The sequence below is a fragment of the Vibrio sp. KUL70 genome, from assembly GCF_059725515.1.
In genome coordinates this window covers 2,955,941-2,977,519 of sequence record NZ_AP045834.1, presented here as the reverse complement: position 1 = coordinate 2,977,519, position 21,579 = coordinate 2,955,941, and the positions used below count along the sequence as shown (strand labels likewise).

The window sequence follows — 21,579 nt, the reverse complement described above, 5'->3', positions numbered from 1 at the left end:
TTAAATGCCCCCAATACACAGTGTGATGTGCATACAGTTATCGAGAAATTCGCTGCATACTCTATGATTTATTAGGGAACCACTTTTTACAGAGTTCACAGATCTCACAGGGTGATAGTAACTAATACGTGCAAGACTTATCGATAATCAGCACAATAACAAGTCATCAATGCAGTGATTAATGTGGTTATGCAGTCATTTTCTCTCTTTATAGATGATATAAAGCAGCTTGCAGTTGAGTTAGAGGCTGTGAGTTTCCAAACGAGCGATACGCTTTTGGTCCAGGTTTTCTCTTCTTTTGAGCAAGAGAGAGTGGAGGCTGCGTGTCAGATTATTCATTCGCGTTTCCCTGACTGTACTTCCATCGGCTGCAGTGCAGAACATTTTATTGATAGGGGCGAGCTAAGGCACCAAGGATTGCTGGTGGTCTTTAGTTGGTTCTCTTCGACAACCATAAGCTCCGCCACGGTTTCATACAGTGATGATTTGATTCGTGATAGCGATGATATGTTACGTCATCTGGAGTGCCACGATGGTACGCAAATCGCAATCTGTTTTGCTGACTGTCTGACATTTGATAAAAACAACCTCTTTTATGCCTTTGAGCGTTCTGCTCTGAATATTCCAATCTGTGGAGGTGCATCGACCATAACCCCATCTGGACGTTGGGTGATGAGCAACGGGCGCTGTTATCAAGGCGCCTATGTGATGGCTGCGCTACACAGTGAGAAGCTTGTTGTAAATCGAGGTTATTTCACCGAGTGGAACCCAATTGGCAAAACCTTTCGTGTTACCGCAGCACAAGGTCATCGTTTGATTCAACTGGATGGCGTACCCATTAGGGAGCTTTATAATCGCTATCTAGCCGATGGTCTCGAAGTCCCTTTCGAACAACTGAATAACTTCCCTTTGATGGTCGGTGACCCAAAACAACAGAATATCTACCTACCGATCAAGATTGCTGAAAACGGAGAGATGGAATTCAGTGGTGAATTTCAAGTCGGTGAAGAGGTGCGCTTTTGCTACGATCACCCCTCATTGACTTTAGAGCAGGTGAGGTTGGAGGTTGAGCAAACGGCTTTGCACTCACCTGAATGCTTTTTTGTCTATAACTGCACCTCTCGTTTGGATTTCATTGAAGGAAATCAAGAGGTCGAGATCTTCCAGAAATTGACAGACACTTACGGTGTCTACTGCATGGGTGAGCTGTTCCATGAGCAAGGCCAGCAACGCCTGTTGCATCATAGCCTAACTTATATGGCACTGAGTGAGGGCGACAACGCTAGTTGCCGTCAGTTAAGTAGTCAGCCTGCTAGCAATATATCACCGTTGTTTTCATTGATTCGCAATGCCTTAATGGATGTCGATGACATGAACAACAGTATGGTTAACAAAATTCAGCAGCAGGCCAACGCTCTAACGGCTAGTTATCGTGTTGATCGTCGTACTGGCTTACCCAACCGAAGTGTGTTGCGTGAAAGGTTGGCTCGAATGAGTGGTGCTAGCCATTTGCTTACCCTGAAGATCACGACATTTAGTCAGATTAATGAGAAATACGGTTATCGCGTGGGAGATAAGCTGCTCAATGACTTGAGTGATCACTTTCAAAGCTCATTGACTCGCTATTTCGAACAAGAGTGTCAGTTATATAGTGTGGGGATTGGCGAGTGGGCGGTAGTTTTCGATAGCTTAGCCAGTGATGAATACATACAGCAACGCTTCTCTAAATTTGCGGATGAGACTGAGCATGTAAACTTTGAGCCGATGGGGCTACCTGATATTGATTACTTGTCAGTATCAATTGGTGCCGGGATTGCCAGTCGTCGTGATTTTCCAACCACATCAATTGATGACTTATTGCTGAAGTCCATCGATGCGCGGCGCAGTGCTGTGAGTCAAAATAAACATTTGGTTAACGCTAAGACCTTAGTGCAGTTAGAAAAGCAGCGTCAAGAACAGCTACGTTGGTTATCTTGCGTTAGCCGGGCAGTGATGAATCAGAATGTTGTTGCCTGTGCCCAGCCGATCGTTTCAGCTCACTCTCACCAAGTAGAGAGCTATGAATGCTTGGTTCGAATTGAAGAAGAGGGTGAGTTGATTACCCCGGGACGCTTCTTACCGATTATCGAAGGGACTCACCTTTACACTCGTTTAAGCCGTCAAATGATTTCTCGTACCTTTGACTTTATGAGAAATCGTACCGATTCATTCAGCATTAACCTTGCACCGCAAGATTTTACCAATGAGAAAACAGTGCTCCACCTTGAGCAAGCGATCAAAAGCATTAGTCACCCTCAGCGTATTGGTTTAGAGGTGTTAGAGACCGAGCAGATCAAAGATTATGGCCGCTTGATTGAAATCTGTAATCATTTTAGAGAGCTTGGTGTGAACATCATTGTGGATGACTTTGGCTCTGGTTATTCCAATATTGATGAGATCCTCAAACTGGAACCTCAGGTGATTAAGCTTGATGGTAGTTTAATTCGCAATATTGACCAGGACAGAAAGCAGCGAAAAATAGCGGAGCAGTTGGTCAGTTTATGCCAGATACTCAATGCCAAAACTGTGGCGGAGTTTGTTCATAATCAAGAGGTGTGTCGTATTGCTGAGGATATGGGTGTCGACTACTTACAAGGTTATTTCGTCGGCGAACCAAGGCGTTTGTTCTGATATTCAAACAAGTTGTTTCACGTGAAACGTAAAGAGCGAGCCAAGTCTCGCTCTTTGATTCTACTTAAGGGCGTGGCCGCTTTTATCTGCTTGGAAGACCTTTAGGTAGTGATGAAAGTAATGGTTTAGCTGTTGAGCTTGATCGATTTCACCTAATTGATTCAGTAACAAGCTACCGACCTCACAGGTACATAAATGCCCAGTATCTTGGTTGCGCCTTAAGGTATAGGCTGAATCTAAGTTAGGGGTGAGGTGTACCTGTGGAATACTCTGCAACCATGGGCTTTTGTTCATCATCTTCTTAGCTTCTTGCCATGTTCCATCAAGCACAATAAACAGTCGCTTTTTATTCGCGACAGGGTACACCTTAGTAATCTCACTGACATCAACACTTTGTTCACTGGGAAACAGCAGCAAAGCCTGAACCGTATCATCATTAATCATAGCCATTAAGTCTGCTGGCGCACTCTTGCGTTGCCAAACATAGCTTTGGCTGTTGGGGAGTGTTTGCAGCAGCAGCTTTCCAGTGTTGGTGTCGCGTTTGAGCTCATTCTCATGAGTAAGCAGTGCAATGTTCACCTTGCTTTCAAGAGCAGGTATCTGCGCACAAATACATTGATGAGTGAAGCCGCATCGCGGGCAAGCAACTCGCTTTTCCATACTAGAGTTTGACTCCTTGTTGCATCGGAGAGATCTCGTCGGCAAAGAGAGTGACTTGACTCACTTTGTTACTCGTCGTTGTTGGGGCGACACTTGGGTTAAGTGGGTAACTAACACCTGAGTACTGCAGCGCATGTTGCGCAGGCGTCGCGCCACCACCACCGACGTTAAATACAAGATCTTGCCAACCATTATGTTGCTCTTTTCCTAAGTGGATCTTTCCTTGTACCAGAGTCACTCGGCTGTTGAAGCGCCATTGTTGTTGATGGTTTTCAAAAATCAGAAGGGTACATCCTCCAGAACCACACCAATTCAGTTGTACAAGTAACTCCTCTTGCTCGTCGCCATTGAGGTCATAGGTCAACCAACGATACTGGGTGTCATCTGTTGAGGTATTGTGGATCTTAAAATAGTCGCGGATCGCGCGGTCGACCTTGGGATCAAATTGATCGCTACCGTTGATATTCCGTGGGGTAAGATCGACGGCGGATTTAGGTGTTGAGGTTAGATCTTGTTGTTCTCTCACTTTAAAGAGCGTTAGGCCACCGTCGGCGATCGGATACACAACATTCCCGACCCGCTCTTTTGTCGCCGTCAGCTTGCCACTCTCACGGGTAAAAATGCGTTCTGAGATGAGATATTGCTGCTGGTGGCGCGTCATTACCACTTGAACTTGGTCAGCATTGAGCTGCTGCCAGAACCCTTGTTCAATAATAGGAGCATCACCATTGCTGTATGAGTAGGTAGTGACTGCACTGTGATCGGAATTTAACTCAAGAGTGACCGAGAAACCGGTATTCTGTGTCGAGCTGGCAAAGTAGCGATCAGCCCACTGTAGCGTCGTATCTTGATTCGAGAGCGTAGCACAGCCTTTGTAAGAATCATCATTAATAGTGAGCTTGGCATTCCAGCCGTATAAGCTATCACTCATGGTGTCGTTGCAGCGGCTGTTAGTAAGGTGCAGTTCGCCACCACCTTGGCTACTGGTTAATTGATAGTGACGTTGCTCGTTGCTCATGCGGCTTGATTGAATCTCAAAAGCTTGCGGCGTCTCCCCTATTTTTGAGTAGGTCACTTGGCTCTTATCGAATTGTGCAGACCAGAAAGGTTCATTACCAAAAGCACGCGTTGATTTGAGTGGTTGACTACAGCGGTTGGGGTTCTCGGCGGTGAGAATATTGACTTGGTCAACAACAAAGCGAGCTGTGAAATCGGCGTTGTATCCGGTTTGACTCGGCACTGTCAGGTGGCCAATCAGTTCACCATACATAGGTTGATAGGGCGTATTGGAGAGTCCTTGAGCTTCTAGTGCCAGTTCTGGTGACAAATCTAACCAGTATTGCTCTTGGCTACCACAAGGCGTAAAGGTGCGGCTTTCATGTCCAACAACCACCTGACCACGCATAATAAAGGTTTGCGGCTGAATGGTACTTGGGGCATCTAGGTTAGCGGCGGGTGATTTTTCTGGTTCTGAAATGGACTGTTGGGTTTGGCTACAGCCCGTCAGAGCGATGGCTGTGAGCCATACCGCTGGGTTTTTGAGTACCTTCATGTTATATCTTCCTCGGAGCAACCGTTAATTGGATTTATTATGGCATATTGGTTATTTAAAACAGAACCCGACACCTTTTCTATTCATACTCTGCGAGCGCAAAACACCTCTTGCTGGGAGGGGGTTCGCAACTACCAAGCTCGTAATATGATGCGTGATCAGGTCAAACTGGGTGATCTCGTGATGATTTACCACTCGTCATGCAAGAAAGTTGGCGTTGCTGGCATCGCAAAAGTGACGCGAGAGGCGTATCCGGATCACTTTCAGTTTGATCCAGAGAGTGACTATTACGATGCAAAATCGTCACCAGACAACCCTCGCTGGGTAATGGTCGATGTCGAGTATGTTCGAACCACAGAACGCTTGATTCCCCTAGCGACGCTAAAAGCGATGCCTGAACTTGATAATATGCCTTTGGTAAAGCGCGGTAATCGCTTATCCATCATGCCTGTAACGGAGCAAGAGTGGCAGGCTATTCTGAGCAAAGAGGTGTTGGGTTCTCGTTAACGTTAGAGCTTATGGGAACATGAAGGTTCAAAAAAAGGCAGCGATTGGCTGCCTTTTAGGTTTTAGGGAAAGAGAGAGTTACAGTAGATGCTCTTCAAGGTAGTGAGCGACGGCATCATCGGCGTGGCTACCGATCACTTCATTGTTTGGCAGTGCTTGCATCACTTTTTCATGCGATGTTCCCATTACCAAGCCCTTACCTGCCATTGCTAACATTTCAGCATCGTTCATACCATCACCAAAAGCAATGCAGTTCTCTAGAGTCAGGTTGAGCGATTTTGCCACGGCTTCTAACGCATGGCCTTTCGAGACTTCGGCAGCCATCACTTCTAAACACCAAGGGGTAGAGAAGGCGATATTCAGTTTATCGCCAAAGGCTTTTCGCAATCTTTGCTCGAACGTCACTAGGTGCTCATGATCGTGCTCTGGGTGAGTAAAGAAGACCTTCGCAATACCTTCAGTGGGTGCTCGCTCCGCTTCAAAGCGTTGGTAACTAAAGCCTGACTCACTATGGAACTTAGCGAGCACTTCGTCTTCACGATCCAACAACCAATCTTCGTTTTGGTACATGTGGATGAAAATGTTCGGATCCTGACGAACAATGTCGATCACAGGTTGAACAAGCTCTTGAGGCACGTTCTGGCTGTACATCAGTTGGTCGTCTTGATCATGTACACGCGCGCCATTAGAGGTGATCATATACGCTGGAATATCGGCCTGTTGACGAATGCCTGCAACGTCAACATGATGTCGACCAGTGGCAAAGATAAAGGTGAAGCCTTGCTGGTGTAACTTCTTCAACGTCTGCTTGGTAAAGTCACTCAACTTATGGTTGGGAGCGAGCAGCGTGCCATCAAGATCAGAGGCTACAATATTGATGGAATCTTTTAGTGCAGGAATCGTCATTTAACCCTCGATACAGCGTACTTGACTGGTAGAGGCACCAAGCAATAGATGGTGCCTAATGTTGTAAGACAAATTGTACGTGAAATTAGCGTAACAAAAGAGGGCAAAGCTCTATAACTTGTCTTCCTCTTTACCGAATTGTTTTAGCGAAAAAACGCAACAATCGCATCCAAGGCTTGATTGCGATACTGATCGCTTTCAAACAACACTTCATGCCTTGCGCCTGTGATGGTAATCATCTTGCTGTCGATGTTCGTTTTGCGCAGTTTATTGATGAAGCGTTGTTGAGCTTGATTACATACGATCTGCTCGTTGCCTGCCTGAATCAACAAAAGAGGAATTTTAATTTGGCGCGTCTGCTGAATGGCTTGTTTGGCGGCCATCAACCCTTGCCATACCCAACGCGTGCTCGGACCGCCAACTTGCATTGCTGGATTGTCGTCATACAGTTTTCTAAACCATTGGTAACGAACTTTACTCTGACTGAGCAGGTTGTTTTCAAAAGGTTTCGTGTAATACGCCTTGTGTCCCGGCGCGTAGGTTGGCTTGGCACAAAACCCTGTTAGCAGTTGCGCGACTGACATAGCGATAGGTTTGAGATACCAATTCGTATTCACACCAAACATAGGTGCGCACAAGACGACTTTTTCAAAACGGTGGTCTGGCGTGGTTTGTAGGTAGCGAGTGGCGATGGTACTGCCCATCGAATGAGCGAGTAAGTAACGTTGCTCATACTTATCGAGTGGGAAGTGTTGGAGAACCTCGCGCATATCACGGATGTAATCATCAAATTCATGAATATGACCAATGTCAGAGTCTTGCACACTGCGTTGTGAACGACCTTGACCTTGATGATCAAAAGAGTAAATGTCATAACCTTGATGGTAGAGATCGTAGAAAAGCTCTTGGTATTTTTCGCAGCACTCAATACGCCCATTCGAGATAACAATCGCTTTGCTATGCTGTGGTGAAGTCAAGCTTGCCCAGTAGAGTTTTTTCTTGCTCGATGAGGTGACATAACCTTCATTTCTTTGTTGCCAAAAGGCTGAGATCGGGTGTTTAATCGCTTCCTCAAATTGAGGCTCTTGAGTGAAATATGAAGGTGCGGCAGCGTTGTTTGCCATGAGAAGTTACCTGAAAACTGATGAGAGCTTTTATCGCTAATGATGTTATTAGATTAAAGTACTGCTAAGGAAATGCAATGGATACTCATGTTTGGCTCGCTTATGTCGTGACCGCAATTCTGTTTAGTTTAGCGCCGGGTTCAGGCACCGTGAATTCGATCAGCAATGGACTCAGCTATGGCACTCGCAAGTCACTGGCTTCGATTGCAGGCCTACAAATTGGGTTGGCGTTTCATATTTTATTAGTGGGCGCGGGGATTGGTGCGCTGGTGGCTAAATCCGCTTTCGCATTCACATTAATTAAATGGGTAGGTGTGGTTTATCTCATCTGGCTCGGTATTCAGAAGTGGCGTGATACCTCTAGTATGGTTGCGACGGAAGAGGGTGCATCGCAGTCAAGTTGGACACTGTTGCGCAATGCGGTATTAATTAATCTTACAAACCCGAAATCTATCGTATTTTTGGTTGCATTGTTCCCGCAATTTATAGACCCTTCACAACCCCAAGCGCCACAACTTTTGGTACTCGGTGTGACAACAGTATTCATTGATAGCGTTGTTATGTTGGGCTACACCTCATTGGCATCACAAATGGGACGTTTTATTCGTTCAGATCGCGTAATGGGTAAGATAAATAAGATTTTTGGTGGTATGTTCATGGGTTGCGGCGCACTGCTTGCCGCGGCTAAGGCTTAACCAATCATAGAGTTAGAAAATAGATGACCGCTACATACGTCGCTCGACAACCTATCTTTAACCGAAAAAAACATACTCTTGGTTATGAGTTGTTGTTTCGTGATGGGGACAATAATGCCTATCCAGCGCATATTGAGTCGAATCGAGCTACGTATCGTCTGATCGTCGAAAATTTTTTATCGGTGGGTCTTAACCCATCGATTCCTTCATCGCGCTGCTTCATCAATTTCCCGTATCAAAGTCTATTGCGCCGTCTTCCTCAAAGCTTGCCAAAAGATAAAGTGGTTATTGAAATCCTGGAGACCTGTCCACCGACAGCTGAGTTGCTAGAGGCGGTGAAAGATCTCTATCAACAGGGTTATATGATTGCTCTGGATGACTTTACCTCGACACCTGAGTGGGAAGCCTTTCTTAAATACACTCACATTGTAAAGCTCGACATTATGCAGATGGGCTTAGACGCCGCGTGTGAGTTGGTGCAAAAACACCAAGGCAAGAAATACAGCTTTCTCGCAGAGCGTGTTGAAACTGAAGAGGAGTTTCAGCGAACCAAGCAGGCGGGTTTTAAGTTTTTTCAAGGTTACTTTTTTAGTAAGCCAGAAATGGTTAAGACCAAATACATCAGCCCTGAACACGTGATTGCGATGGAGCTGTTCCAAGAGGTTTGCAAACCTAATGTCGACTTTCAGCGTGTAGAAAGCATTGTGGCAAAGGATGTCGCGCTCTCATACAAGTTACTGCGTTTTGTCAATACCATGTCGCCACGCTTGGAGGTCAGCATCTCTTCATTTCGTCAGGCGCTCGTATATTTAGGGCAAGACAATCTTAAGATGTTTGTATCTTTGGCGGTTGCCTCTTATGTCTCTGATAAGAAGCCAAAAGAGTTATACAGCTTATCTCTGCAACGTGCTCAATTCTGTCAGCGTATGTCACGCTATCAACCTTTTGAGGGGCACACAGAGCAAGCCTTTATGATTGGGTTGTTCTCCTTATTGGACGCGTTACTCGATCTGTCGTTAGAGCGCCTAGTTGAACAGTTGCCGTTGTGTAAGATCATTAAGCTAGCGTTGCTGCGACGAGAAGGGCCTTATGGTCAGTTGCTAGCTCTAGAGGAGAGCTTTGAGCATGCCGATTGGCGTCAGATGGAAGAGTATTGCAAGACGTTAGGGCTCAGTGTTGAGCAGGTTAAAAATGAACTTGCTGAGGCGCAGCGTTGGAGTCATAGCGTTACGAGTCAAACCTAGTTGTGTGAAGATTAAACTTTTATGACAGTAGAAGCGCACGCCTTGACGTGCGTTTTTTTATAACTAACATATACGCATATCCATATATGAGAATACAAACATGCTTCCTCACCAGTTTTTTAAATTGTTGTCCGATGAAACGCGAGTACGTTGCCTAATGATGATTGTACGCCAAGAGTGTTTATCTGTTGGTGAGCTCACTGAAGCACTGCAAGAGAGTCAGCCAAAGGTATCTCGCCACCTAGCGCAGTTGCGCTCAAACGGGATCCTAACGGATGTTCGTCAAGGGCAGTGGGTGTTTTACCGTCTGTCCAAGGATTTACCAGGTTGGATGCTAAAGTTGATTGATGACCTTATCGCATCCAACTGTTTGAAAACCCAATATCAACAAGATATTGAGCGCCTAGAAGCGATGACTTCACGCCCTCAATGTTGCGTTTAATCGAATATTTTTAGATTCACCACTAACTGAGAGACATTAAAATGACAGTTAAAGTAGGTATTAATGGTTTTGGCCGTATCGGTCGTCTAGCACTTCGCGCAGCTTTCGATTGGGAAGAGCTAGAGTTTGTGCAGATTAACGATGTAGCTGGTGATACAGCAACGCTTGCACACCTTCTAGAGTTCGATTCAGTTCAAGGTCGCTGGCACCATGAAGTCACTGCTGAAGGCGATGAGATGATCATCAATGGTCAGCGCATTAAAACAACGCAACAGCGTGATATCGACGCGATCGATTGGTCTGGTTGTGATGTTGTGATTGAAGCGACAGGTGTTCACCGTAAAACTTCTTTCCTAAACAAGTACCTAGAGCAAGGCGTGAAGCGCGTTGTGGTTTCTGCACCTGTTAAAGAAGAAGGCATCGCAAACATCGTGGTTGGTGTGAACGACAACATCTTTGACCCAGCAATACACAAGATCGTAACGGCAGCATCTTGTACCACTAACTGCATCGCTCCAGTAGTGAAAGTAATCAACGAGAAGCTTGGTATCGAGAACGCGTCATTTACGACCATTCACGATCTAACCAACACGCAAACTATCCTAGACGCACCGCACAAAGATCTACGTCGTGCACGTGCTTGTGGTATGAGCCTAATCCCAACCACAACCGGCTCTGCTAAGGCGATTGTTGAGATCTTCCCTGAGCTTGAAAACCGTATTAACGGTCATGCGGTACGCGTACCGCTAGCGAATGCGTCTTTAACAGACATCATCTTCGAAGTGAAGCAAGACACGACAGCAGAAGAAGTAAACGCGATGCTGAAAGAAGCATCAGAGAACGAGCTAAAAGGCATCCTTGGCTTTGAAGAGCGCCCACTGGTGTCTATCGACTACAAAGGTGACCAACGCTCTACAATCGTAGATGCACTCTCTACCATGCTGGTTGGTAAGCGTATGGTGAAGATCTACGCTTGGTACGATAACGAGATGGGTTACGCGACACGTACCGCAGAGCTGGTACGTACAGTCGGTTTAGCTTAATACTCTTCTTTGAGTATTGGTTCTATAAGAATTTAAGAGATTACACAATGACACATCCAACATGGCAACTAGACCTTGAGCAAGGCGCGCTGATTCTAACTCCATGCCCAGGTACTAAAGATGCTGATCTAGATGCATCTCTGGCGCAGCTAAAAGAACAGGGCGTTGAAGCGATCGTGACTGCGCTTGATGACGCAGAGCTTGCAAGCAAAGACGTAGCATCACTTGGCGAGAAAACGCGTGCGCTAGGCATGCAGTGGTTTCAAATCGAAATCGAAGACGATTGTGCACCAGGTGCTGAGTTTGCAGCAAAATGGTCTTCAGCAAGCCCAGAGTTACACAAAATCGTCGATAGCGGCGCTAAGGTCGCAATGCATTGCATGGGCGGTTCAGGTCGTACTGGTCTATTCGCGGCTCATCTTCTATTAGAGAAAGGTTGGGACCTTGATAAGATCGTTCAAGAAGTTCAAGCATTGCGTCCAGGTGCTTTTACTAAACCGATCCAAGTTGAGTACATTCATGGCGTTGCTTCTGCGTAGCTCTTCATACTTGAATCTGCAGCGTTGTTAACTGCGCAAGTTCACCGGAGCGCCGGCCGCCCTAATCACATAGAACACCTATGCTCATAGGGCTGAACTTGCTTGTTGCCTAGCTGCAAATCCAATTATTTTGAGTATAAGTTAAGTGGAAAGTAAGGAATTAGAGCTTTTGGACATCTATGATCTAAAAGCTCTTTTTGTTTTGATTGCAGAGATAGCATTATGTTTTCAAATCTAAGTAAGAGCGTTCGCCAATACATGTTGGTGACTTTCAACTACTGGAATTTCACCATTACTGATGGTGCACTGCGCATGCTGGTGGTGCTGTATTTCTACGACCTTGGCTACAGCTCGTTAGAGATCGCTTCACTGTTCCTTTTCTATGAATTCTTTGGCGTGGTGACGAACCTAATCGGTGGTTGGTTGGGCGCGCGTCTTGGTCTCAATAAGACCATGAACCTTGGCCTTGGAATGCAAATTGTTGCCTTGGCAATGCTCGCAGTACCAAGTGCAATGTTGACGATTCCTTGGGTGATGGCGGCGCAGGCACTGTCGGGGATTGCGAAAGACCTGAATAAGATGAGTGCCAAGAGTTCAATCAAAACCTTAGTGCCAGACGAGCAGCAAGGTGCGTTGTATAAGTGGGTTGCGATTCTGACCGGTTCTAAAAATGCTCTCAAAGGCGCAGGCTTTTTTGTCGGTGGTTTATTACTATCGTTAATCGGCTTCAAATACGCGGTGCTAGCAATGGCAGCTGTGCTAACTCTGGTGTTCATTGGCAGTGTATTAAGCCTAGAAGCGGATATGGGCAAAGCGAAAACCAAGCCTAAGTTTAGTCAGATGTTCTCTAAGTCAGAATCGATCAACATCTTGTCTGCGGCACGTATGTTCCTGTTTGGTGCACGTGATGTATGGTTTGTCATTGCTCTGCCTATCTATTTGGGGAGTGTCTTTGGGTGGGATCACTCAATGGTCGGTGGCTTCCTTGCGGTTTGGACTATCGCTTACGGCTTTGTACAAGGTATTGCACCTAAGATTACCGGTAAGGCGCAAGGCAAAGTACCTGATGGTCATGCAGCATTGCTGTGGGCAGGTGGTTTGGCATTAGTGACTGCAGGTATCGCTTATGCAGTACAGATAGAATGGCAACCAGAGCTTGTGATCATCGGTGGTCTAATGCTGTTTGGTGCTATCTTTGCGGTTAACTCATCACTGCACTCTTACCTCATCGTAAGTTATGCAAAAGGCGATGGCGTGTCGCTTGATGTCGGTTTCTATTACATGGCGAATGCGATGGGGCGTTTGATTGGTACGATTCTGTCTGGTTGGGTATTTCAGCTGGCAGGGCTCGCGGCGTGTCTATGGGTGTCGTTTGCTTTCTTGGCGTTCACCACACTCATTTCTCTTAAGCTGCCGAAAGTGCCACAAACTGAGGTTGCATAGCCGATAAATGGCGCAATTCTTTTTGTGAACGCTGCTTGCTTTAACAATAAGCTGACTTGGTCACCATACCAGTCAGCTTTTTTGTTGCTATAGTAGAATGATTGAATATTAATCAGGCGCTTACATGAAACAGCGAATACTCTTTTTTGATTTGGCACGATGTGTTGCAGCGGTAGCTGTGATCGCAATTCATGTGCTAGCACCGTATCGTAATGAGCTCAATATGATTCCATTCAACGAGTGGCTGACAGCGATTACGGTGAATGGCTTCAGTCGATGGGCGGTTCCGGTGTTTATTTTGATTACCGGCGCATTGATGCTCAGTGATCAGCGCCCGTTTGATGCCAAATATTACTTAAAACGCCGCTTAGGTAAGGTATTGATACCATTTCTTGTGTGGTCGCTGTTTTATACCTATTTCTCTGGTTGGTCAGCGTCAGGCTATGATGCATCGGTCAGTTGGGAGGTGTTGAGTAACAGCTATCATCACTACACTTACTATCATTTGGGCTTTTTCTACTACTTCATACCGCTCTACTTTGTGATTCCGTTTATGCAGATTGGGCTGCGCAAATATGGTGATCCGTTCATTTACAGCTTTACTGCGCTCTGGTTGTTCACCACATTGCTATTCTTGTGCAAAGTTGATGGCCCCTGGAGTCATGAACTGTGGCTTTATACTGGTTATTTACCACTTGGCTATATTTTGTATAAGAAACTGCCTCTTACCGCATCTGTGGTCACAGGGACTACGATATTGGGGGCCTTGGCACTGTTTACCACGGTTTATATGGTAGTTGATGCGAGTCTCGCGGCAGAGAAGTATACAGTAGGTCGCTGGCTGTCTTACAAAACACTCAATACAGTATTAGCTGCAAGTATGGTGTTTATGTTGTGTCGCTACTTTGGAGAAGGTTTATCTGACAAGTCGAATAAAGTGGTGGGTTTTATTAGCAAACATAGCTTAGGCATTTATTTGTTGCACCCAATTTTCCTATGGCCAATGAAGGAGTTTGGTTGGTATCAGGGCCATCCAGCTTGGGTGATTCCACTATGGGTAGTGATCAGTGGTGCTGGTGCGTTATGGATGAGTTGGTTGATGGCAAAGTCAGAGAAAACACGCTGGTTATTGCCATAACACTAGGAATCTGAGAGTACAAAGAAGTTAGCGCTTGAGAGCAAAGTGCAAAAACTTATCACCTTGGTAAGTCAATGTGCCTTTGTCCCCAGGATTGAGAGCGTGGTAGTAATGAATACCAACTTGGAACTCACGTTTGGGGCCAACCAGTCCGCGCTGAACGTAGATCCAATACTCTTGGTCTTCTTGGCCTGGTTGCGCATCTGGAAGATCAATGGATTGTTTATCGAGTACCGTTACATCCACCTTTTTCTCTGGCGCGTTCTCTCCTTGCATATGTTTTCGGTAAAAGCCAACAAAAACCCAGCCTGCAAGGGTGACAAGTACAATAATCGCAAGAAAAAGTGAATTAGGCATACAACCTCCATATAGTCCTGAAGGCTATTCTAGTCGGTCGACTGCACGGGATATGTGTTTAAAGCCGCTATTCGTGAATTGATGTAAGTTGAGCGAGTTGTTTTTCGGCTGATATCACATTTCAACGCCATTTGTGGATAACACGTTGTTATTTATTGTCTCTTTCTCACGTAAATCGTGATCAATTTGTATAAGAATAAGGTAGTGCTCGACTAAAATTACAATGTGGAGTGGGAGGGTCAATATGACGGACATTGAAAAAGTAGTCACAAGGACTCGTAATATAGAGAAGTTATTGCGACTTCAGTATCACGCTGAGGGAGAAGGGCTGCATGAGCTGGTCACGAGTTGTGAAGAGAGACTGCCACACGATATGGTGGTAAAACTACGCTACATTGCCACTTGTCGAAACAAGGTAGTGAATGATCATGATACGCAATTAGAGGATCATGATCAGTTCATCATGATGTGTAATGATTGTGAGAAAGCATTAACCCCAAGAAGTGGGCGTTTTGTTTGGCGTGTAGCCATTCTCTTAATGATGGTAATGACTTTGGCTGCGGCTGGGTTTTATTATGCCAATTGGGATGTACTGACGTTGCATCTATTCTCAAAGTAATAGATTTAGATAAAAGAAAAGGGACGCCACGGCGTCCCTTTTCTCTTTTTTGATACTTGTTTAGTACATCATCGGTAGTGTCATAAGGCCAACAACTACTGCGATCATTACAAGTCCTTGTTTTTGCGAAGATGAAATCATAACACTACTCCTATATTTGGTTAACTATCGCTATGTTGTTAAGAATAGCACCGATTCTGGCTTTAGATCAAGAATTAGTTTCGAAGTCTCTAAAAAAGCAAGAAAACTTATGTTTATATGCGGTTATTTGGTTAGGTTTGTTGTGTTTTTTGTGGTGGTTTAAATTTAATCATTGTGGTTTCTGTTTGCCCTTGTTTGTATTAAGTTGTTGTTTTTGTGGATTTAATTATTGTAAAGATAGTTGTTAAATATTGTTAAAGTGTATTAATGCTTGTTGATGGTCGCTGTTGTTTTTCGGTTGTTGTTATGGCGTCTATTTGTGTTTTATATCTCTTAATATTAGTCATGGTAGCTATCGATAAAGGTGATACCTCATTACAAAGGGGGTGATTTTTATTGTTTTGTATAGAAATGAATTGCTGAGGTGTATTAATGCTATAAAGTTTATGTTTTGTTTTTAAATTTTTGATTTTAAATGTTTTTACGCCTGTAAGGTTGCTTTTGTTAATTGAGGTTAAGTGGAATATTGCCGAGAATATGAGGCTGTTGCTTAGTAAAAATTGACTTAGGTTATACAGGTTGGGGATAGGAGGTGTTTTTGGAGGTGTTGATGAGAATAAGTCGAAAATTATGGGGCAGAAAACACGTGGTAGGACATTTGGGTGAAATTCAAAACGTGATCACATTTTTAGTGGAAGCGTAAGCAAGATCCAATTTTGAGGGGCTAGCGCTTTACATCACTATTGAGGTGCCTAGACTGGCGACGATTTGAGGTTATAGGATAGATGTTATGTGGAGTTGGTTAGCAGTTTCGTTATCTGGTATCGGAGCGATAGCAGGAGCCAAGCATAGGCATGTTACTCAAACCTTAATCTATAAAGTATTCACTTTCGTACTCTTAGCGACGATTGCATTAAGCCAGCCTGAGATTACCAACTACAGTTATTGGATTGTTGGCGGCCTGGTTGTGTCTGCACTGGCGGATATTCTGCATACTCTATCTAAGAGAAAGCCACTGCACTTTATTTTTTTCTTAGTGGCACAACTCTGTTATAGCAAGGCATTTTGGCTACAACTTTCTGGGCAACTGGTATGGTGGCTATTCGCCTTGTTACTTGCGGCATGCGTCGTTGCCTTTTTCTTATTGTTACCTCGTCTGGATAAGTTGGTATTTCCCGTTGTGATTATGGGGATTGTACTGATTCAGTTGGCATGGGCGTCGGGAGAGGTGTGGTTACTTGATCCACATCTGTCACATGGCGTTGGCTTCATTGGTTGTTGTGTCTTATTACTTTCAGCTTTGGCTTACGCATTAAATGGTTATCGAAGCCCGATCAAAGGGGCTTACGTGTGGGTGACAGGTAGTTACTTCCTCGCTCACTCTTTAATCGTGGCGTCATTAACCCTTTAGTCGATAACAGCTCTGAGGCTGCGTTATATCAAAGTGTGCTAACAGCAATCCGCTATGCTTGGTGAGATATGACAAAAGGGGAACCTCTAATGACGACAGAAATCCATGCTCACAATGTACTGAACTTATTAAACGAACAAGCTCTAACGCGTGAAGAGTTAGCGGAAAAGCTAGCACAAGAATATGGTTCAGAAGCCCGTTTCCATACTTGTAAGTTAAGTGGTTTGGACTTAGATGCATTGCTAACATTCTTTGTGAAAATGGAGAAGGTGGTGCTAGAGGACGACAAACTGAGAACCAACATGGCACGAGTATGTAGCCATTAATTCGATTATTTTGGGGAAGTGGATTGCTGCTTCCCTTTAAATCAAATATTTAACACACAACCTCCCTACTGGGTTCGAAAAGCCGGATTGAGGCTGCTATACTCCGCGCACCTTCGCTTTTCAGGACTTACTCATGGAAATCCTATCTGCAGCCACCATGCTGTTTCTTATTATGGACCCGTTAGGCAACTTGCCGATCGTGCTCTCCATACTTAAACATATCGATCCAAAGCGACGCCGAATTGTTTTGATTCGTGAGCTTATGTTCGCGTTGATTATCCTATTATTGTTCTTGTTTGCTGGTCAGAGCATTCTCAACTTTTTACACGTTCAGCCAGAAACCTTGAGTATTTCGGGCGGTATTATTCTGTTTATCATCGCGATTAAGATGATTTTCCCAAGCGCGGGGAGCATTACTGGATTAGCGGCGGGTGAAGAGCCATTTATTGTGCCTATGGCGATTCCAATGATTGCAGGGCCATCGGTGATTGCCGCTTTGATTCTACTATCGACTCAGCACCCGGGTAATATGTTGGAGCTATCTGCAGCAGTCTTGCTGGCTTGGGGCGCAACTTTCTTTATCTTAATGTTTAATGGTTTCTTCCTGCGTATCCTCGGAGAGCGAGGCCTGAAAGCGGTAGAGCGGTTGATGGGTCTATTGCTTATTATGATATCAACGCAGATGTTCCTTGATGGTATCAAAGCTTACATGCTCTCTTAACATCTGTTTGCCCCAGTAAAATTAAAATAAAGCCGCTCAAATGAGCGGCTCAGACTGCTGACAAAGGTCTAGCTTTCAAGCTAGACCTTTGATCTAATAGGGGTATCGAAATATGGATATCTCACTATGCTTCAAGAGCCTTCACCTCAACAATATGAACTCGAAATGGTCACCATGGAACAGCTCGTTCCTCAGAACCATTTAGTTCGTAAGATAGATAAAGCCATCGACTTCGAGTTTATCCGTAATGAAGTCGCTCACCTCTACTGTAAAGACAACGGTCGCCCACCTGTTGACCCTGTACGCCTGTTTAAAATCATCCTGCTTGGTTACCTCTTCGGAATAAAAAAGCGAGCGACAACTCGTGAAAGAGATTGAAGTCAATGTCGCTTATCGATGGTTCCTGCGTATGTCACTGACAGAGAAAGTTATCCATGCATCGACACTCAGCCAAAACCGTATTCGCCGCTTTAATGGTACCGATGTGTTTGAGCGTATCTTTATCAATATCGTAGAGCAGGCAATGGCGAAAGGTTTGGTCGCAGGCCAAGAACTATTTACTGACAGCACGCACCTAAAAGCCAATGCCAACAAAAATAAGCACACGAACAAAGTGACTAAGGTTCGCGCCAGTGCTTATCTTGATATGCTCGATGAAGATGTCGCGCTAGACCGAGAGAAAGAGGGTAAGAAACCTCTAAAGTCACGTACCGCTGAGCCTAAAACTAAGAACACCAAAACGAGTACTACCGACCCGGAAAGTGGCTTCATGACTCGAGATAATAAGCCCCAAGGCTTCTTCTATCTCGACCACCGTACAGTGGATGGACAGCATGGCATTATCTTAGATACCCATGTCACAGCAGGTAATATCAATGACTCTCAACCTTATGTGAAGCGTCTGGACTATACCCTAGAGCAATTTAACCTTAATCCAATCGCCGTTGGACTCGACGCGGGCTACTTCACTGCGCCAGTCGCTGAGTCATTAGAGCGTCGAAATATCTTGGGCGTGTTCGGTTATCGCAGACCATCGAGAACAAAGAATGCGTTCAAGAAAAAGCACTTCATCTACAATGAAGAGCGAGACAGTTACCGCTGCCCTAACGGTCAAGAGCTCATCTATAAAACAACGTCTAGAGATGCGTATCGTGAGTATCACTCCGACCCGAAAGAGTGTGCGTTCTGTCCAATGAGAGATGACTGTACGCAAAGTAAAAATATGAAGAAAGTCATTACAAGACACATCTATACGGACGCGATGGATAGAGCCAACCAAATGCGGCTCTCACCTTATGGAAAAAAGACGTATAGGCGAAGAAGTGAGACGGTAGAGCGGAGCTTCGCCGACGCTAAGCAGCACCATGGTCACCGTTATGCCCGCTTCCGCGGGCTCTCGAAAGTGCAAATGCAATGTTGGTTGGCAGCTGCCGCTCAAAACATCAAGAAGATAGCCTTGGTGGTGAGCTATTTACAAAAAATAGGGCTAAATATGTCCCAAATACGTCAAATTATGGCGTCTAGATGCCAATTTAAGTGTTGGGCTCTTCCAAACTTCGCATAATAAAAAAATATCGCGATCGCGGCCTACGGCCGCTCGAAAAAGAGAACCCCACTTCAAAAAGTGGGGTTCGTCAGCAATCTGAGCCGCTCAAATGAGCGGCTTTATTTTTACATCATGTATTTGCGTCGGATATCGAGCAGAGCAAAGATGCCGAAGATCAGAATTGACCACTTCTCCCAGCGCGTCATTGAGATCTTATCGCCAAATGCACCAATGAAGATCAGCATTTGTAGACCGTGCATGAAGAACAAGAAAGCCGTCATGATATACAGAGCAATAGCTGCGTTTCCTGGGAATGGATGGAAAATATTGACGATGAGAACAAACCAAACGAAAGCAATAGCCGCTTTGGCTACGGGAATCAGTACATTCATTATTTAAATCCTATTCTGCATTGGTTCTATGGAAAAGGCGGTAACTGGACTGCCCAGTCGTTTTATCACGATAGAGCTCCCAGTTCTCAGGCATGCCTTCCAGCTTAAGTTCTTTTTCAGTTTCGACATACACAACGGCATCTTCAGCCAACCAACCGTTAGATTCGAGTAGGTTGACTGTCTCAGCAAGAAGGCCTTTGCGGAAAGGTGGATCCAAGAAAATCACATCATACGGTGTTCCCGGCTTACTGAGGTAAGAGATAGCGTCGATATTCTCCACCTTTATGTTGTCGGCTTTCAGTTCTTTAGCGTTGTCTGAAAGCTGCTTAGCCGCCTTTTGGTTCATCTCTAAAAGTGTCACCATCTTCGCTTGGCGAGACGCTGCTTCAAAACCGAGCCCGCCAGAGCCTGCAAATACATCCAGACACGTCGCATTTGGGATATCTTGAGCCACCCAGTTAAAGAGTGTCTCTTTTACTCGATCAATGGTTGGGCGTAATCCCTCTAAGTCGTGAACTGGGAGTTTTCGACCTCTCCATGAGCCACTGATGATTCTAACAAAGCCTCCAGAGGGCTTTTTTTGTGATGTGTTTTGCTGGCGACGTCTTACCATAGATTTTTTGACCGCTAATAAAGTGATACTATATCGAGCCCAATTTAGTTTGGTTCGAGTATTAAATAAATTTTGCAATGACAAAGTGTATCAAGCAAACAGCAAGCATATCACTGCTTTGTCATTTTTCTTTACTATTCGTGTCTACAAGTTTGTATTGTAGAACAATAGCAAAGAGTCGACGTGCATTAAGTCAATACAGTTAATTAGTAGATCTAGGAAACTCCTCTGATGGCGGAAAAAAAGAAGCGCGGATTATTATCGTGGCTTGGCTTTGGTGAAGAAGAACAGAGCCCACAAACGCAGACTGACTCTAAAGTAGAGCAGCAAACGGAAGAGCAGCCTCAAGCTGAGGTTGAGCAACCGGTAGAAAAGGAAGAATCTGCACAAGAGGCGGAGTTACAAGAAGAGCTTGAACAGCCAAGTGCTGAGGTTCAACCTGAACAAGCAGAAGCAGAAGCAGAAGCAGAAGCAGAAGCAGAAGCAGAGCCTGAAGTGGTTGCAGAAGAGCCACAAGTTGAAGAAGTTCAAGAGAAACCAACCGAAAGCTTCTTTGCGCGCTTGAAGCGCAGCCTAAGCCGCACTAAAGCTAACATTGGTGCAGGCTTCTTTGGTTTGTTCAAAGGCAAACAAATTGATGAAGATCTATTCGAAGAGCTTGAAGAACAACTGTTGATTGCTGACGTGGGCATGAACACCACAGTCAAAATCATTGATAACCTAACAGAAAAAGCATCTCGCAATGACCTGAAAGATGGTGAAGCGCTGTATGGTCTATTGAAAGAAGAGATGGCTGATATCCTAAGCCAAGTGGAACAACCTCTAGAGGTGGATACCACTAAAACGCCTTACGTCATCCTAATGGTTGGTGTTAATGGTGTAGGTAAAACAACGACCATAGGTAAGCTTGCGAAACAGTTCCAGAATGAAGGCAAGAAAGTGATGCTGGCGGCGGGTGATACCTTCCGTGCTGCAGCGGTTGAGCAGCTTCAAGTATGGGGTAAGCGCAACGACGTACCTGTTATTGCTCAGCACACTGGCGCTGACAGTGCTTCGGTTATCTATGACGCGATTGAAGCTGCAAAGGCTCGTGGTGTGGATGTGGTTATCGCGGATACAGCGGGTCGTCTACAGAACAAGAGCAACTTGATGGAAGAGCTGCGTAAGATTGTTCGTGTAATGAAGAAGATTGACGACTCAGCACCGCATGAAATCATGCTAACGTTAGATGCAGGTACTGGTCAGAACGCAATCAGCCAAGCGAAATTGTTCAGTGAAGTCGCGCCAGTTACCGGTATCACACTAACTAAGCTAGATGGTACGGCAAAAGGCGGTGTGATTTTCTCTATCGCTGACCAATTCCAGATTCCAATTCGCTTTATTGGTGTTGGTGAAGGTATTGACGATCTGCGTCCATTTGAGTCAAAAGACTTTATTGAAGCGTTGTTTAGCCGCGAAGAGTAATTGGGGTAGCAATTTGGTTTATGTTT

General features: G+C 45.0%; 22 protein-coding genes. 15 read left to right on the top strand and 7 right to left on the bottom strand.

Features of this window, described 5'->3' with window-relative positions:
* Window positions 1-189: 189 nt before the first annotated feature.
* A complete protein-coding gene (locus AC6I7V_RS13405) occupies window positions 190-2,670 on the top strand; it encodes a bifunctional diguanylate cyclase/phosphodiesterase (protein ID WP_498011022.1) in 2,481 nt (826 codons plus the stop codon).
* A gap of 60 nt (window positions 2,671-2,730) precedes the next feature.
* Here AC6I7V_RS13405 and AC6I7V_RS13400 read toward each other — a convergent pair whose 3' ends face one another.
* On the bottom strand, window positions 2,731-3,330 hold the full coding sequence (locus AC6I7V_RS13400; RefSeq protein ID WP_498011021.1) for a tRNA-uridine aminocarboxypropyltransferase: 600 nt from the start codon (window positions 3,328-3,330) through the stop codon (window positions 2,731-2,733).
* A 1-nt stretch (window position 3,331) separates the two neighbouring features.
* Window positions 3,332-4,882, bottom strand: coding sequence for a COG3650 family protein (locus tag AC6I7V_RS13395; RefSeq protein ID WP_255229626.1), 1,551 nt, complete (start codon window positions 4,880-4,882; stop codon window positions 3,332-3,334).
* A 39-nt stretch (window positions 4,883-4,921) separates the two neighbouring features.
* Between AC6I7V_RS13395 and AC6I7V_RS13390 the strand changes: the two genes are divergently transcribed.
* A complete protein-coding gene (locus AC6I7V_RS13390; RefSeq protein ID WP_498011020.1) occupies window positions 4,922-5,389 on the top strand; it encodes an EVE domain-containing protein in 468 nt (155 codons plus the stop codon).
* 78 nt (window positions 5,390-5,467) lie between these two features.
* Here the strand turns inward: AC6I7V_RS13390 and AC6I7V_RS13385 are convergent, their stop codons facing one another.
* Together AC6I7V_RS13385 and AC6I7V_RS13380 are read right to left on the bottom strand one after the other, a co-directional pair.
* Window positions 5,468-6,295: a Cof-type HAD-IIB family hydrolase gene (locus tag AC6I7V_RS13385; RefSeq protein ID WP_498011019.1), complete on the bottom strand. Its 828-nt coding sequence runs from the start codon at window positions 6,293-6,295 to the stop codon at window positions 5,468-5,470.
* A gap of 143 nt (window positions 6,296-6,438) precedes the next feature.
* Window positions 6,439-7,419, bottom strand: coding sequence for an alpha/beta fold hydrolase (locus tag AC6I7V_RS13380; protein ID WP_255229629.1), 981 nt, complete (start codon window positions 7,417-7,419; stop codon window positions 6,439-6,441).
* 77 nt (window positions 7,420-7,496) lie between these two features.
* Between AC6I7V_RS13380 and rhtB the strand changes: the two genes are divergently transcribed.
* The 7 genes from rhtB (at window position 7,497) to AC6I7V_RS13345 (ending at window position 13,963) form a co-directional block, all read left to right on the top strand.
* On the top strand, window positions 7,497-8,114 hold the full coding sequence (rhtB, locus tag AC6I7V_RS13375; protein ID WP_255229630.1) for a homoserine/homoserine lactone efflux protein: 618 nt from the start codon (window positions 7,497-7,499) through the stop codon (window positions 8,112-8,114).
* 23 nt (window positions 8,115-8,137) lie between these two features.
* Window positions 8,138-9,358, top strand: coding sequence for an EAL and HDOD domain-containing protein (locus AC6I7V_RS13370; protein WP_498011018.1), 1,221 nt, complete (start codon window positions 8,138-8,140; stop codon window positions 9,356-9,358).
* Window positions 9,359-9,458: 100 nt separating this feature from the next.
* On the top strand, window positions 9,459-9,800 hold the full coding sequence (locus AC6I7V_RS13365) for an ArsR/SmtB family transcription factor (RefSeq protein ID WP_255229632.1): 342 nt from the start codon (window positions 9,459-9,461) through the stop codon (window positions 9,798-9,800).
* Between the two features lie 41 nt (window positions 9,801-9,841).
* Window positions 9,842-10,843, top strand: a complete 1,002-nt coding sequence (locus tag AC6I7V_RS13360; protein WP_498011017.1) for an ArsJ-associated glyceraldehyde-3-phosphate dehydrogenase — start codon at window positions 9,842-9,844, stop codon at window positions 10,841-10,843.
* A 47-nt stretch (window positions 10,844-10,890) separates the two neighbouring features.
* On the top strand, window positions 10,891-11,382 hold the full coding sequence (locus AC6I7V_RS13355) for a cyclin-dependent kinase inhibitor 3 family protein (RefSeq protein WP_498011016.1): 492 nt from the start codon (window positions 10,891-10,893) through the stop codon (window positions 11,380-11,382).
* Between the two features lie 222 nt (window positions 11,383-11,604).
* Window positions 11,605-12,825, top strand: a complete 1,221-nt coding sequence (arsJ, locus tag AC6I7V_RS13350) for an organoarsenical effux MFS transporter ArsJ (RefSeq protein WP_261882244.1) — start codon at window positions 11,605-11,607, stop codon at window positions 12,823-12,825.
* 124 nt (window positions 12,826-12,949) lie between these two features.
* A complete protein-coding gene (locus tag AC6I7V_RS13345) occupies window positions 12,950-13,963 on the top strand; it encodes an acyltransferase (RefSeq protein ID WP_498011015.1) in 1,014 nt (337 codons plus the stop codon).
* Window positions 13,964-13,990: 27 nt separating this feature from the next.
* On the opposite strand, the gene AC6I7V_RS13340 is transcribed toward AC6I7V_RS13345, so the two are convergent.
* Window positions 13,991-14,320: a DUF2500 domain-containing protein gene (locus AC6I7V_RS13340; protein WP_255229637.1), complete on the bottom strand. Its 330-nt coding sequence runs from the start codon at window positions 14,318-14,320 to the stop codon at window positions 13,991-13,993.
* 244 nt (window positions 14,321-14,564) lie between these two features.
* Here AC6I7V_RS13340 and AC6I7V_RS13335 point away from each other — a divergent pair, with 244 nt between their 5' ends.
* From AC6I7V_RS13335 to AC6I7V_RS13315, 5 genes are all read left to right on the top strand, one after another.
* Window positions 14,565-14,939: a DUF4145 domain-containing protein gene (locus AC6I7V_RS13335; RefSeq protein WP_255229638.1), complete on the top strand. Its 375-nt coding sequence runs from the start codon at window positions 14,565-14,567 to the stop codon at window positions 14,937-14,939.
* A gap of 931 nt (window positions 14,940-15,870) precedes the next feature.
* Complete coding sequence (locus tag AC6I7V_RS13330; protein ID WP_255229639.1) at window positions 15,871-16,491, top strand: lysoplasmalogenase; 621 nt, start codon at window positions 15,871-15,873, stop codon at window positions 16,489-16,491.
* 89 nt (window positions 16,492-16,580) lie between these two features.
* Entirely contained in the window at window positions 16,581-16,817 is a 237-nt protein-coding gene (locus tag AC6I7V_RS13325; protein ID WP_255229640.1) for a YecH family metal-binding protein, read from the top strand.
* 133 nt (window positions 16,818-16,950) lie between these two features.
* A complete protein-coding gene (locus AC6I7V_RS13320) occupies window positions 16,951-17,538 on the top strand; it encodes a YhgN family NAAT transporter (RefSeq protein WP_032553376.1) in 588 nt (195 codons plus the stop codon).
* A gap of 126 nt (window positions 17,539-17,664) precedes the next feature.
* Window positions 17,665-19,102 (top strand): IS1182 family transposase gene (locus AC6I7V_RS13315; protein ID WP_498010706.1). Its coding sequence is split into 2 segments (ribosomal slippage): window positions 17,665-17,883 and window positions 17,885-19,102, totalling 1,437 coding nucleotides; the frame shifts between segments, so codons are not numbered across the junction.
* Window positions 19,103-19,209: 107 nt separating this feature from the next.
* Here AC6I7V_RS13315 and AC6I7V_RS13310 read toward each other — a convergent pair.
* Complete coding sequence (locus AC6I7V_RS13310; protein ID WP_032553377.1) at window positions 19,210-19,476, bottom strand: DUF1145 domain-containing protein; 267 nt, start codon at window positions 19,474-19,476, stop codon at window positions 19,210-19,212.
* A gap of 10 nt (window positions 19,477-19,486) precedes the next feature.
* Window positions 19,487-20,089, bottom strand: a complete 603-nt coding sequence (gene rsmD / locus AC6I7V_RS13305) for a 16S rRNA (guanine(966)-N(2))-methyltransferase RsmD (protein ID WP_498011014.1) — start codon at window positions 20,087-20,089, stop codon at window positions 19,487-19,489.
* Window positions 20,090-20,320: 231 nt separating this feature from the next.
* Between rsmD and ftsY the strand changes: the two genes are divergently transcribed.
* Window positions 20,321-21,553 carry a signal recognition particle-docking protein FtsY gene (gene ftsY / locus AC6I7V_RS13300; protein ID WP_152469433.1) on the top strand — a complete coding sequence of 411 codons (1,233 nt, stop codon included), beginning with the start codon at window positions 20,321-20,323 and terminating at the stop codon, window positions 21,551-21,553.
* Window positions 21,554-21,579 lie beyond the last annotated feature (26 nt).